The organism is Pseudomonas sp. LBUM1659, assembly GCF_059716045.1.
Window position 1 is genome coordinate 1,528,184 of the sequence record NZ_CP166797.1, and the last position, 13,653, is coordinate 1,541,836.

At 51.7% G+C, this 13,653-nt stretch carries 11 protein-coding genes; 6 read left to right on the plus strand and 5 right to left on the minus strand.

All coding sequences use genetic code 11. From position 1 onward, the window contains the following. Positions 1-2 precede the first annotated feature (2 nt). From ACA048_RS06870 to ACA048_RS06880, 3 genes are all read left to right on the plus strand, one after another. Positions 3-965: a hypothetical protein gene (locus ACA048_RS06870; RefSeq protein WP_497628466.1), complete on the plus strand. Its 963-nt coding sequence runs from the start codon at positions 3-5 to the stop codon at positions 963-965. 236 nt (positions 966-1,201) lie between these two features. After that, complete coding sequence (locus ACA048_RS06875; protein WP_497628467.1) at positions 1,202-2,827, plus strand: AAA family ATPase; 1,626 nt, start codon at positions 1,202-1,204, stop codon at positions 2,825-2,827. Beyond that, positions 2,820-3,686, plus strand: a complete 867-nt coding sequence (locus ACA048_RS06880; protein ID WP_497628468.1) for a hypothetical protein — start codon at positions 2,820-2,822, stop codon at positions 3,684-3,686. The genes ACA048_RS06875 and ACA048_RS06880 overlap by 8 nt, the downstream gene beginning before the upstream one ends. Before the next feature lie 306 nt (positions 3,687-3,992). On the opposite strand, the gene ACA048_RS06885 is transcribed toward ACA048_RS06880, so the two are convergent. From ACA048_RS06885 to ACA048_RS06895, 3 genes are all read right to left on the minus strand, one after another. Continuing rightward, on the minus strand, positions 3,993-6,605 hold the full coding sequence (locus ACA048_RS06885) for an HD domain-containing protein (RefSeq protein WP_497628469.1): 2,613 nt from the start codon (positions 6,603-6,605) through the stop codon (positions 3,993-3,995). A 361-nt stretch (positions 6,606-6,966) separates the two neighbouring features. After that, complete coding sequence (locus tag ACA048_RS06890; RefSeq protein WP_497628470.1) at positions 6,967-7,323, minus strand: 4-fold beta flower protein; 357 nt, start codon at positions 7,321-7,323, stop codon at positions 6,967-6,969. 70 nt (positions 7,324-7,393) lie between these two features. Further along, entirely contained in the window at positions 7,394-7,540 is a 147-nt protein-coding gene (locus ACA048_RS06895; protein WP_339555579.1) for a hypothetical protein, read from the minus strand. Between the two features lie 424 nt (positions 7,541-7,964). On the opposite strand from ACA048_RS06895, the gene ACA048_RS06900 reads away from it, so the two are divergent. The 3 genes from ACA048_RS06900 (at position 7,965) to ACA048_RS06910 (ending at position 11,024) form a co-directional block, all read left to right on the plus strand. Next, positions 7,965-8,843 (plus strand): helix-turn-helix transcriptional regulator, encoded by an 879-nt coding sequence (locus ACA048_RS06900; protein WP_497628471.1) that lies wholly within the window; start codon positions 7,965-7,967, stop codon positions 8,841-8,843. 163 nt (positions 8,844-9,006) lie between these two features. After that, complete coding sequence (locus ACA048_RS06905) at positions 9,007-9,732, plus strand: HNH endonuclease (protein WP_497628472.1); 726 nt, start codon at positions 9,007-9,009, stop codon at positions 9,730-9,732. 149 nt (positions 9,733-9,881) lie between these two features. Further along, complete coding sequence (locus ACA048_RS06910; RefSeq protein ID WP_497628473.1) at positions 9,882-11,024, plus strand: RES family NAD+ phosphorylase; 1,143 nt, start codon at positions 9,882-9,884, stop codon at positions 11,022-11,024. Positions 11,025-11,082: 58 nt separating this feature from the next. Here ACA048_RS06910 and ACA048_RS06915 read toward each other — a convergent pair whose 3' ends face one another. Next, the gene (locus ACA048_RS06915; protein WP_497628474.1) at positions 11,083-11,916 is read right to left on the minus strand and encodes a hypothetical protein; all 834 of its coding nucleotides are present in this window, start codon (positions 11,914-11,916) and stop codon (positions 11,083-11,085) included. A gap of 88 nt (positions 11,917-12,004) precedes the next feature. Next, positions 12,005-12,964: a hypothetical protein gene (locus ACA048_RS06920; protein ID WP_497628475.1), complete on the minus strand. Its 960-nt coding sequence runs from the start codon at positions 12,962-12,964 to the stop codon at positions 12,005-12,007. Positions 12,965-13,653 lie beyond the last annotated feature (689 nt).

A 13,653-nucleotide genomic window follows, 5' to 3' on the forward strand; every position in this document is an offset into this window, starting at 1 on the left:
TTGTGAGTTTTGCTGCCACTGGCGCGGGTCTCCCGATGCCAAAGATTCTGTCCAGGGCGTTTTTCGGCGCTACGCCCGGTGTTCGGTTCTACAGCGGCACACCTGAGGTCAACAGGTCGGGAGCCGTGTTTCCAGACGCGGTGCTGATTTGGTCAACACAGGATTGCGATTGGCAAGCTCGGATCGATTCGATCATGCCGGATCCGACAGCGGGCAGAGCTGCCCGAGATACCGACTCTGTGCCACTACGCGCTGAGCAAATGCGCTTCCCTAGTTGCACTTTAAACGATGTTGCTCGTTGGGAACGAGACGGTATCCTGGAGTGGGATTTTGTTTCTTTAGATAACGAGCTGCTGAGCCCTATACCTCCACAAGAAATTGGGAGCAAGGAAAGGCAGCTGTTTGAATGCCTAACAGGCATGGGGCAGAAAACCCTTGACTTGACACCTGCTGTATGGAGGGTGATGCGGGAGACGGAGCCCGGCGCGTCTTGGAAGGCCGCTGTGAGCGAAAAGGCGACATTGAGATGTGGCGGAACCTTGATTCATGTTGGTGCCCCTGCTTTGGATTTGACGCATTTTGAGAACGCTAAGGTGAGGCAGTTGATGCTGGTGCCGCATCGGACTGCACGTGGCCCTAACGGAATGTGGCTCATTCGGCGCGGTCCTAAACATCCTCATATGCTCGGTCTCAAAAGAAGCTGCATTTTCTACGTTGGCAAGCCAGGCATTGAGGCTGCGGCCCACCCTCCGCAAGAGGGGGAAGATGCGAGCGTCATTGAGGTTTTCGACTTGAAAGCTGATGCCACGGAGGCGCTCAAGAAGATGAAGTTGAACTCTACGAACTCTTCGCAGGTGATCCAAGCGAAGGGCTTTGCACTATACGAGCTCATTATTCGAGCTGACGCGATTCGGTATGGCGATGATCTGATTTCATTCACATCCAACAGGCTCTCAGCTCGGTAAAGGCATAGTTTCTCTGGGATTAAGGTGCCACAGAGATTCGTCTCAGTATTTGCTGTAGAGGCCCGCACCGGCTCGTGATCGTGACGATTGTCACCTTTCAAATAATTTCGCTGACGCCGCCTTGAATGAAAATCACGTGGCATCAGCCACAGGGCTTAGGTTTGCCCCACCATCTAAATAGCAGAGGGACTATGGATTCAAGAAATGGAAGCCCCACGGACGGTGAGAAGAGCCAAGTGACGGTCATTTTCGGAAATCGCAATTCTCTTCGCAATCCTCCTCCCGTAAATACTATCCTCATCGTCCCAAGCCAAGATGAATGGAATGACTTTGGTCTTCGAACCCGGATTGACCTTCGCATATGTCTCTCAGAGCATTCAGAGCCTTTCGCTACCGCCGGTTTTATCGGCTTCATCACCAATTCGAAAGATGAACCCAATGGCGTAATCCGATTAGAAGAGATGCTGGGCAGCACTTTAAACATCGAGCTGCCTGCAACCGATTCACATAGGTTTTTCACCATGCTACCCAGCATGGATGCTTACCGAGCCCTCGTGCGCGAATTTGGCCCAGCCAGAGCAGTCGAAGCGCTTAAAGCGATGAGGGATCTAGTTGCCCTCAACGAATTCAAGAACAATTCAAACTGGCTTGATATTGCGGCCCAGTCTGACGTTTTCTTGAAGTCTTTCATGAGAAATGCTGAGTCTTATTTTGCGTATAAAAACGCCGGCTCCATCCTCCGGGGACTGGAGCACGAAGAGTTCGGAAAGCTATCGGAGGTCTTTGATATTCGATTCCGATTACCAGGCCGTCAAAATGCTCACGAGCTAACCTTTCGATTTAGTCACGATAATGACCTGCCGAAGCGAATTGCAGTGGTCATCGGTAAGAACGGTGTAGGCAAGAGTCAAGCCCTCGGCCGAATCGTACGCGCGGCTTTGAGCGGAGATGACTCGCTCACAGACGGAAGTATAGGAGGGCGTGTTCTCGTGAACCGCGTCTTGGCTTTCGCTCCGACGAATGAAGCTGGATCAGTGTTCCCTGGAGAGCGGCGCAAGCGGCCTAAAGTCTGGTATCGACGCTTCTCACTCAATCGCTTAGGGAGGATACGTAAGGGCCTTGGCGTCGCTGATCAGGTACTTCAAGTAGCTCGATCTCAAGAATATATTGGAGAGTCGACGCGCTGGGACATTTTTCTTGGGGCGCTCCAAGCCATCGATAACTGGGAGCAGATTTCACTACCGCTTCGTAACAATAAACATGACGCACTTTCTCTCAGGCGCTTAAGACAAGGCGGCGAACAGCAAATTATTGAAAATTTCGCCTCCATCGATTTGCGACGGGAACCTGTGCGGATGATCGACGGAGTCGGCTACCCCTTAAGTAGTGGCGAAATTTCATTTGTACGGTTCTCTGCGCAGGCGAGCCTTCATGTCGAAAATGGCTCGCTTATACTTTTGGACGAGCCGGAGACACATCTGCACCCAAACTTCATCAGCCAATTCGTCTCGCTATTGGACAATCTGTTAGTGCAGACTGGCTCCGCTGCAATTATCGCTACACATTCAGCCTATTTCGTTCGTGAGGTTTTTCAGGAGCAAGTGTCGGTACTACGGGCAGATCAGGATGGTTTCGTAAGTGTTGAGCGGCCAGCTTTACGTACGTTTGGAGCAGACGTCGGGGCTATTTCTTACTTCGTATTTGGTGAGGATGAACCATCGCAGCTTGCCGCTGCGCTTGAGGCAAGGCTTTTAAGGCGCTTCAGTACATGGGAAGCCCTGTATAGCAAGTACAAGGATGAACTTTCACTCGAAGTTTTAGGGGCGCTACGAGAATCGATGGAGGGTGAGGTTCTTGAATAAGATTCCGCGTCCCAATATTGATGATGGTTTTGCATTGTTGAACCTAGCTAATAATAGAAGGGCGGGGAGTTACCCGCACTTACAGGCATCTGTTGGAACAATCCAGCAAGCCTATGCCCAATATGAAAATGCTGCTGGTAATGCTTTTGCAGTCGCTGCAGTGGGCATTCCACCATTAACTGAGACTTATTTAAAAGCTCATTACAAGTCGCCGCCTAAAGACCTTGCGCATATTACCAAGCTACGTCTAGGTGGGGAGTATTTGATATGCCCGATGTGCGGATCATCCCATCGTGGAACTCTAGATCACCTTCTGCCACAAGATAGTTACGGGGTATTTGCAGTTTTTTCTCTTAATCTCGTCCCCGCTTGTAAATGTAACAGCCTGCGACAGGAGCTATTGATAGGGCCAAATCCCGGTGAACGCATACTGCACCCTTACTTCGACGATTGTTTATCTACGCGACTCGTCAAGGCGAAAATCAGTGATCTTGGGCCAGTTCCTAAGATATCGCTGGAGTTATGCGTCAACCATGCTCATCCAGAGTATCCAGCGATCGCGTTCCACGTTCGCTCGATTGTCCAGCGTACCCCCATCACGGGATTCTTGAGTAACAGATGGGTGAGTCTCTGCCGTCGGCCGAGCTTGGTAGTGAGGGCGCTAGAAACCAATCCAACGTCCTACAACGCTCTTAAGCGTGTTCTTTTAAAAGAACTGCGCTTGCTTGACGACGTTCATGGGGGGCGTAACAACTGGCATTCGATGTTCATAGCCGGTTTACTCGATCGGACGGTACTAACCTGGTTGCATTTGCAAATTAATAATCCCGGACGATTGGCGGATGCTCCGTTGATTTAGCTATAGTATTTCGTCACGAAAAATCATCACCGAATCATCGTCAGCGATGAGTTAGGGGAATCGATCGTCGCGTCCTTGGAGACTTGAAAGTCCCTTTAGGTGCCAATGGTTGATAACTTCCCGAGTCATCGCCGGAGGTGTGCTTCATGTCATCAGTGCGCAGTAGTTCCACTTCCCTGCAAGTGGCTGTCGGTGCTTGGTTACCTGTTTCCGACGCAAAAGAGACAATGCTTCCATATCAAGAATACAGGTGAGTCTCTGAGTAGCCGTCCATTGGCGCGTGTGCTGCGAACGTCGCTTGTCGAATCAGTCGTCGGGGCTGGCAGGTTCATCATTGCGCCTGAAAACGGTAACGTTTCGTATAATCGGTGTACCGTTTACTGTTCCGACCTCCGCATCCTCATCTCCTACCTCATAGTTTTCGCTCCAAGTTTCGCTGATTACAGCTTTGACAAGCTCAGCTAGGTTTGAGCTTGGCCAAGAGGAATCTCCAACCATAGCCCTAGGCCACTGAGTTTGGCCCACGGTTAGCACTGACCCGCTGTGCTTCGGGACTACCCATATATTGCTTCCAATCTCGAAGAAACTTTTGAATTCGCGTGGATGGACGTCATCAGTGTCCTCCTCATACGAGAATTCTCCATCAAATGTGATCGTCAGTTCCGAAGCGTCCTCAAATCGATCCCGTATCTCACTGACGTTGAGCCAGTCATTTGGGCCTTGGCAAGCTATCGGTAGGTCACCAATGGCTCCTCCACACTCAAGCACAATCTCTGCACATCGGGCTTTGTGAAGCTCATCAGATCTAGACATTCCGATGATGGTAGCCTGCTCTGTTGCCCAAGCCGCCAGCTGTTCTTTAGACGCAGTTGGCAAAGCGGAATCGCGAGACGCAGTCAAGGTTTCGCCTACTAACAAACCTTGGATGTTTGACATCCGAGAGGCACGAAGACCTCCGATCGTGACCCATCCTCCATCCGCACCAAAGAAGCTGCTTGGCTGGATGAATGCGCGCCCCAATGGTTTGCCGGTCTCATCAAAGATCGGTCGTATTGCGGAAATGCTCGTCCCTGTTCTGTTGTACCTGCTAGGCATACCTAACGGGTTCAGTCGGACGAGTAAATCGGCATCAGGGAGGTCTAGCCAATCCCCTGAATTGATAGCAGAAAGTGTTTCGCCGGATTCTTCAACTTCAATCGAAACGTCCAAGTTTGGCGCGATCGATGCGATGAGCTGCTTTAAAGTCAGCACGCTGGCACTGGTTTTACTGTTGTAGAGTATTCCGCCTTTACTGCGGGGAGCGGCCCTCAGCAGAATCTCAATTCTCGTTCCGCCATCCACTGGAGCTTGACCCCGTGTTGATTGAGCGAGGATCGGGCGCGATACAGTGCCGTCCCTGAATTCCAATACGCGAGCGGCGTCTTCACCTAAGTCAAACCGGCGGGATATTACCCTTACTAGCGATCCAATCATAAAAACTGAGAAAAAGCCGATGCCGTATCGTCCAATCGCGTTCATGCCCTTTGCGATGAGCCCCGGAAACTCTTGAGAGGCTAGGGATGAGCGCCAAAAGGATGTACCGAAGTCAATTAACGGGCCGGTCAAAACGAGTTCCGACATACCAATACCATTGTCTTCTACCGTCAACCAGTGTCCATCTTCTTTTTCGCTGAGTGACACCACTATGGTGCCCCAGCTTTCGCGTCGCCCTATTTGATAGCGTCTACGAGCTTGGATGGCGTCGGTGCAATTCTGGATGAGTTCTCTGATCACCACAGTCGGGTCATCACCATAAAGCTTCGCACCGCCTAAAGTTTCCACAACTTTTGGGATGTCAGAGACCTTCAACTGAGTGTCAACCGGACGCCATCCTCGGGTATGAATAGTTCGGGCCAGTGACTCGGGACTGCCTGCTCCCTTCACCCGTCGCGCTCGGAAGAACAGTCCTTTCGCTCTGTTCTGCATCAGCAAGTCGACGTTCTGCAATTCGCGATTTACTGCTGAAATCGTGTCATATGCCAGCCACCATGCATCGGCATCTGCAACATCAAAAGGTGCACCAGCGGTAAAAACCACCGCTTCGTGCTCGATATGAGGTGCAGCCAAGCGCTCTTGGAATGACCAGTGCAGAGCAGATATGCCTTTGGGATGCGTTAGCGCTCGCAAAAACCTGGGTGCTCTGCGTTGATCCAAGTGGAGCGCGTCCGCAATGCGGAGCAAACAAGCAAGTTTGACTCTATCAATCTTGCATTTTGTCTTGCCTGCAAGAGCACCGAGATCTTCCGATAGCTCCTGTTCTACGCGGGCGACCGACCACCAGTGGCTATGGGCAATGAGTCCTATTGTCTCGCCGTAGAAAAACCGTACTTCGGCGTCGTCAATTAAATAAAGCGTATCTCCATTAGCAGACGGCCACCCTTGTTTTGCTAACTTTTCAGCTTGCTGTGCGTGCAATTGGCGCAGCACTTCAGGTACAGCACGATCAACGATACTTGGGGGAGGGCTGTTTACTTTTTCGGAATCAAACTCATCTTCCCCGAGCAAGGCCGTCACGGTGTCTTTCCATGCTACGGTCTCCTTCAAATCTTCAAGACCATTCGGATAAGCCGCAAGGCTCATTGCCGAATCGTGCAGAAGAACACTTGCGCCGAACACGAATGCTTCGGCAGGAGTAATGGTCAACGCTCCTTCCGAAACGAGAGATGCCGTCTCCCATAGGGCGTCAAGATGGCTGATGTCATGGACTGTCATGCCTGGCATAGCTGTTACGATCTGCGCAACCAGCTGACCAGCTTTTTCCCGCATAGCTAGGTATCTTTCCCGAAAAAACTCCTGCTCTGCGGTTGTAATGTCTATTTGAGGATTGACGAAGGCATGGCGCCACAGCCAGGTTAAGCGAAAATCAGACGCAGTAGACATGGTAACTCTCCCTGTAGCGCTGCCCTGGTCAGCGTAGACCTCAGTCAACATCGATCCTTTGGCTACGCCGTTGTAATACGTAATGTGATTATGGATTGTCGTCTAAGTAGAAGAAAACAGTGATTCCCACTCACAAAGTCTTTAACAGTTGCTCGAGTGTCCGATGCTCCCAAGTGCGTGTCGGCTGACTTGTTGGCCTCGAGAACACGAGCCATCTGGGCCCACTTGAAGGCCTGCTTTCCAGGCAATATCGTCTGGATGCCTGTATAGCAGGTAGCCGCAACAATTGGGCACATGGTTCGTGATGTCATACTCACGCCATTCATTCTTTGTCACATCGAAGTGGGAGGAGGCAGCCTGCTCAAGAGAAAAACTGCTGACCTGGAATCTGTGACCAACAGGAGAGCCGAAATAGACTCTCAAGCTTAGGGCGCCTTCGACATTTGAGGTATCGCATCTGCTTGAGGCCCTTAGGTGGCACTGGTAGAAGCATTCCCTTCATCACGCCGCCCCTGGACTCTTCTGTGTAGAGCACGATATGGCCATGGTTGTCGCGGATCACACCATCAGAAATGCTTCCGAGATGGCGACCTGGATAGGAATAGATGGAGCCTTCGTAGATGTAGGCTACTGGACGACCGCAGTAAGCATACAAATGCTCATTGTCATCCGTATATGCTATCGGCGTACGCTCGCGATCGTAGAAATCTAAGCTCATCAAAATCCTTCTTTTGGGAGCGAGGGAGTGCAGGGCACGGCTGTGCCCTGAGCTCTGTTAAGCGGTCAAATTATTTGGCCGCTTTGGGGCGAATGACGATACGGAACGGCTGACCGTTCGCACGTCGAATCACCTTCCCCGATTTGGTGGTGATGGTCATGCGGTAGATGACCTCGCCTTCCTCGTCGGGTTTTTCGAACATCTCAAGCTGGGACATAAAATGTCTCCTACTGAGGTGGCTCGAACACAAAACTCGCTCCCTTGCGAAAGGAGCCCACAGGGGCTACCATCGCAAAGCTTCTCAACAAAGCGCGAGAGACATCTGGAGCATGTTCAGATGTCTTTTCCCTAAGGCCGGTCAAGTTCGTACCTTGACCGGCCTTTTTGTTTCTGGCGTTCCGTCATAGCATCCTAACTACCCTTTTGATGTTGCTTCAGGTGCTAGAAAGACTGATTAGTCACAACCATATGCGAATCCTATCATCATCATTTTGATTACGTCAAATCCTCATATGCTATGATGGGCGATAGGCCGACCACGCGCTGGCAAGACGGCAAGACGGCAAGACGGCAAGACGGCAAGACGGCAAGACGGCAAGACAGCAAGACAGCAAGACATCGGATGGTTAGACGGAGAGCATATGATTGATTTAAGCGAGTACAGCCAGGCGCAACGGGAACGTCTGGTGTACATAGACTTCCGCCTGTATTTCACAGGCTCCGTCTCGCGGATGGATCTCATGGATAGGTTTGGGGTAGGTGGGGCTGCTGCAACTCGGGATTTCGGCCAGTATCGGGAGGTTGCACCTGAGAATACCGAGCTTGACTCAGTGACCAAGCACTATGTGATTCGAGATACCTTTTCGCCTCTCATCGCCCACTCACCAGAGCGAGTTCTCAATGCCCTTTCGCAGGGATTCGGGTATGGCCTCGACTCAGATGAGAAGCCGCTGATCGCGCACGAATCTGTATCGCTTCTTAGTAAGCCGAAGGTGGAAGTTTTAGCACCGATCACGAGGGCGATTCACCTCAAACGGGTTGTTAAGATCAGCTACACCTCTAGCTCAGGCCAGTCTGAGCGGGAAATCGTACCATTCGCTATCGGTTGTGACGGTCTGCGCTGGCACGTCCGGGCGTTTGATCGGAAACGTGAAAAATTCGCGGACTTCGTTCTAACGAGAGTCGGGCACGCCGAGATTCAAATGAGGGAAAGAGCTAGAGACGAAGAAAGGCCGAGGCATGATGATCAGTGGAATCGAATGCTCGAGCTTCCTCTTGTCCCTCATCCCGATAAAGACTCCACAGAGATCGTAAAGCGTGACTACGATATGCAGGATGGGGTGCTTAAGTTGCGTGTACGAGCTGCTATGGCAGGATACGTTTTGCAGCAGTATCACGTGGACTGTTCGGCAGACCACAGCATTGCAGATAAGGCCTACCGTCTATGGCTAAAAGATCCATTGGCTCTTTATGGCGTAGAGAGTTCCATGTTCGCGCCTGGCTATCAAAGTCCTAATTGATCGCTAACCAACGTCTCCGCTACAGAGGTCGAAAGGTCGAACCCCGCTGCGGATTCGTCAGTTCTATCATGAGGAGGTAACCGCGTCCTGGCCTGACCTTCGGGCTTGCTGAGCTTTCCATGGGGCGGGAGGAAGGCGACGAAATACATTATGGAAGCTCCGCATGGAAGAGAATCTACGCCGCCTATTGTTGGCATTCGAGGATTGGCTGGTACGCGAGGAGCTTTTGGGCGATGCGTTTTTCCTATCACCGGCGGAATGGCTGAAGCGTAGAGAAAGCTGGCTGAACGACGCCGCGTACGTCTTGGTGTTCGACAGCAGCAGCATCCACTACATGCTTAGTTACGGGTGCGATCTCACCGAATTCGACGACATCTTCGAAAGCTTTGGCTTCTACTACGAAATGGGGCATAGCTGGAATCTGGGCATCTACCCGATTGAGGATTACGACTTCACTCCGACCCCGGCAAGATCTACGTACTCGCAGCTCCTTCGTGATCCCCGTTGGAAGCGAAAAGCTGACCTCGTGAAGCAGGTGGCTGAACATAAGTGCCAGGATTGCGGTACTGCCGGCAGGCTTGAGGCGCACCATTGCTATTACGCCCGTATGAGCAATGGATTTCGGCCTTGGGAATACCCGATCAGTTCGCTTCGGGCGTTGTGTCCTGGATGCCACGAGACCCGAGAGAAAGTCGAGATGAGCTTCCGCGCTTGGTCTGCAAAGCTCACTCACCAGCAGCTTGTGCAACTCCAGAAGGGGGTCGACCATGCGGGGTATTGGATGGGGAGCAACGAGCTTCTTGAGCTACTCAATGAATCCACTCGCAATGAGTGCGAAGAACTAAAAGAATTGCACAAAAGAGTAATGAACAAGCCCAGCACGCAGTAGCGCTGTGATTATCTGCGCTAGAGACGGCTACCTTCGTACATGATTGCTAAAAGGCTGGATCATTTCGGGATTGGTAAGAGGAATATAGCTCCACTATGGCAACAGTCGTCTGTTACAAGTGCGTCAAAGAGTCGTACCTGGTGCGCCAGATGAAGCGTAAAGGTTTGTCCATGCTGTGTACTCTGTGTGGGGTGAAGCGCAAATGCTTTCCCCTTTCAAGTGTCTCCGACATGGTAAAAACGGTCTTGAACGGCTACATATGCGAGGGCGAATACTACCGGCGCTTTAACCCAGGTAACTCGCAGGAGGGAGATGATCCGGAGTACTGGGTAAGTGAGGTTCTACGTTGCGACAATACAGAGCCCATTGTTCAAGCGGTCTGCGATGACCTGGAGGGATATTCTTATAGCCGAGACACCAACTATGTTCGCAAGCCATTTCTCCCCGATGGTATTGGATTGCAGTGGGTCGAGTTTCAGGAAGGCATGCTGCACGGCAATCGCTTTTTCAACGACAGTGCACGAAAATTTCTGGGTTGGCTGTTCGACGGACTAGACAGCTATTCCAGTTCCTCGCAGGAAAATGCCGTCGTAAGGCTGCTAGCATCGAATACGGCACCGCCAATTTTCCGAGCTCGCCCATGTGCCTCGTCTGAAGTAATCGACTCTATTTCGGCTGATCCAGACCGCAATCTGGGAGCTCCTCCGAAAGAAAAAGCTAGTGATGGACGAATGAACCCAGCAGGAGTGCCTGCGTTCTATGGAGCTTTTGAACGCAACACCTGTGTGGCCGAACTCCGGCCACCAGTAGGCAGCAATGTCATAAGCGGGGAGTTCCGTCTTAGCGGAACCGTCAGGGTATTGGACTTTGGGCGGTTTGCAGAGGCCGATCTGGGTGCGCATCCAAGCTTTTTTGAGCCAAATTACATCCTAAAAGTCGGGCGACGAGACTTTCTTCGCGACCTTCACGAGCAAATCACGGTTCCAGTGCTACCGGGATCCGGAAAAAGCTATCTGATCACTCAGGTCATCGCTGAATACCTTGCGACACAGCATTTTCCTCGTTTTGACGGAGTCATCTTCAAGTCAGTTCAAAAGCCGGGGGGGCAAAACATCGTGCTGTTCTCGCATGTGGCGTCACGGAGGAGCTCTGTCGTTCAACCTACCAATGGTGGGTACATGATTCTCGGGGCTAAAGAGTCAGTGGGCCCTCAAATAACTTTCGTTCCTGGTAGCTTGATGATGCATACAATAACGGGCGTCCACTATGCGCAGGACGATCATGCACTTTGAGCGCCCGGCGAGGGCAAAGGTTGCTGCGAGTAATTGCTAGAGTGGGGCCTTGGCTGCCTCACTTGCCGTTAGCCAGTCGATTTAATATTGCCCTGGCGGTCACCAGCGCTATATGAAGTCGCAAGGTGGAATGATCTTCATCCGAGAGGCCTTTATGCGAACCATCCGAGTGCAGCATTTTCAGCAACCCGTTGAGCATACCTTTCCCATCCTGGTTCCATTCGGAACGACCCTCGGATAAAAAACCGCACTTAGCCAAGGCTTGAAAACCATTGTTCAAGCTGGGGTTCGGTGGCAGATCAGCGGACGCAATCTGCGTTGCTATTTCCAGAATCAGGCTCTCAAGGAATGTCCTGATTTGCGCGTTGGCAGCGGCCCAGTCCCCCCTTGTATGTGCGTCGATAGCCTGATCAAGATGACCACAAGATCTGACGAAGCCGAATTGCTTCAGGTGCTGGTGAACTAGATCATCGCCAGCAGGCAAGTCCACATTTTGTGGCAAGCTTCGTCTCAGCCAAGGTGGAGTGCCTTGTCCGCAATCACCGGCATCCCATGAGACATCAAACCCATCTCGTGCCAAGCAGCGCTCAAGTTGCTTTTGCTCCTCATATTTGGGAGGTGAACTCATGAGCCCAACGGCTTCTCGAACTAGCGCCTCGCCATGCGTCATCTGACCTTCCCTGGCCCAGAAAACAAGCTTAGCTCTAGCCAGGAGAGTCTTGTTGAATACCACTCTTTTCTTGGGAACCGACAGCTCACTTCCTGAAGGTACCCACTGATCCAGCTCAAGACGCTGCACCATCAGGTCAAAGCCTGCGTTTGTTCCTTCTTTTTCAATCAAATCCGATGCAGCCAATAGAGTTTGACGAGTGAAATGCAGTTGCTCAGACATCATGTCCTCCAACGTTCATTAGGTACGCTGCCTCAACAGTCAGGCGGGCTTTTGGGCTCGTGACTGGGCCTGCTTGCAGACCATATCTCTAAACCATTTCCAGCACGTACCGACAATGATTGCACAGCGAATCGGAATCGAACCCTTCCGCATCAAGTGTCGCTCCGCACTCTATACATTCAGCCGCTTTCGGGCCGTCACCGCAAATGGCGCAACACTGTTCCTCGATAACGTATGAGTCATGGTCACACTGTTCGCAGGTATCTAACGGGCCTTCTCCGCCTTGTGTGGCTGCAATGTATAGGTCTGCGAAGTATTTCCCTGTCAGCATGGAGTCGACCACATCATCAAACTGCGATGTAGCTTCGCATCGAGTGCAGTGAAAAGTAGTGAGCGAAACTGTTTCGACGTCACCTGAGGCTTTCATGAGCTTGGCCCTGCATTCTGGGCAGCTCAGATGTTCTGTCGCGCTTGCAAGAATGTCCGATGGCCAAGAGACGTGGCTGAGTGACTCAAGGCATGCCTTTTGCTCTCGCTCGTAGAAAGCTTCCTGCTCAGTCAGAAATGTCCAGGTGTCTGTGCCAAGCAGGCTCACTGGACTGATCCCTAAATGGATGGGAACGAACTGCTGTATTAGGTGAAAGCAGTTCGCCACGGTTTCCAGCAGCACCGATGTCGGACGAGTGCTGTAATAGTGTTCTATATCATTTCGAGTGCTGGTGAGTGCTTCGAGCAGCTTCCATTCTACTCCGTCGATCCCCAGCCCCTTGAGCCGCGAAATTATGGTGTGGACATCGACAGTCTTTTTACCGCTGCCAACCCAAACCACCTGGCCGTCAGTTCCGAAGATCGGTGTCACTTTCTCTTTAAGTAGTGCTTCACCTGAACCAGGTGCGCTCATGGCCTGCAACTTGACCTTGAAGAGCAACAGGAGGCCCGAGGTCAGATTTCGAATGGAGGAGAGGGCTCGGGCTTCATCGTGTTCCGCAGCTTTGAAGTCCTCCACCCCAAGTCGGATGGAAGCTACAGCGTTATCTTGCATTGACATCCCTTTCTCCTTACCAAAATGGCCGCTTCAGCCTGACATGGTTCATTAACCAGATACCCGCACGGTTAGCCAGGGCACCCCATCGAGTGGTGGTAGATCTGGCTTTTCCGATTGCCAATGATCGAGCCTGTCCAAGATCGCTTTTCGTGTTTCGGTCAATCCGAAAAAATGCGCTTGACGTAAATTATGTATGGATATACAGTTTTCTCAACTGCACAGACGGTGCCAATCCTGGTCGTAGCGTTTAGGGACGCCAGCACGGATCGTGATGCAACTAGAAAAAGCCCCTTAACTGGGGCTTTTTTTTGCCTGAAATTCGAGTGAATTTGGCGCGGCCCTTGCGCAATGCACTACAAGCTCGCTGAGCACGATGCCATTGCTGTCCTGCTATCGTTCCTTCGAGCCGCCGGCTCGGCTCAGTAAGCCAAGCAAATCGCAAATGGTTATCGCACGAATCGCTTGAGTGACCGGCGACTCGCTATCACTTGCTCTCGTATCTCGTCAGGGTCTATCGACATGCCGCCGTCCGCTGTCACGCGCAGAGATTTCAGATTGTTGAGGGCAGCTATGAACGCCCGATCTCTGGCTTGCTCGCGTCCTGATCTGTTGTCTCGACAAACGAGCCGTACCAATCGACCGAACCACTTCATGCCGCACTCCTGATTTCGTGTTCCATGACAGCATTTCAG

What these genes read in the sequence shown, in the direction of transcription:
- ACA048_RS06905 (WP_497628472.1), top strand. Translation starts at nt 9,007, where the DNA reads ATGGAAGAGAATCTACGCCGCCTATTGTTGGCATTCGAGGATTGGCTG.
- ACA048_RS06890 (WP_497628470.1), bottom strand. Translation starts at nt 7,323, where the DNA reads ATGAGCTTAGATTTCTACGATCGCGAGCGTACGCCGATAGCATATACG.
- ACA048_RS06885 (WP_497628469.1), bottom strand. Translation starts at nt 6,605, where the DNA reads ATGTCTACTGCGTCTGATTTTCGCTTAACCTGGCTGTGGCGCCATGCC.
- ACA048_RS06920 (WP_497628475.1), bottom strand. Translation starts at nt 12,964, where the DNA reads ATGTCAATGCAAGATAACGCTGTAGCTTCCATCCGACTTGGGGTGGAG.
- ACA048_RS06895 (WP_339555579.1), bottom strand. Translation starts at nt 7,540, where the DNA reads ATGTCCCAGCTTGAGATGTTCGAAAAACCCGACGAGGAAGGCGAGGTC.
- ACA048_RS06900 (WP_497628471.1), top strand. Translation starts at nt 7,965, where the DNA reads ATGATTGATTTAAGCGAGTACAGCCAGGCGCAACGGGAACGTCTGGTG.
- ACA048_RS06915 (WP_497628474.1), bottom strand. Translation starts at nt 11,916, where the DNA reads ATGTCTGAGCAACTGCATTTCACTCGTCAAACTCTATTGGCTGCATCG.
- ACA048_RS06910 (WP_497628473.1), top strand. Translation starts at nt 9,882, where the DNA reads ATGAAGCGTAAAGGTTTGTCCATGCTGTGTACTCTGTGTGGGGTGAAG.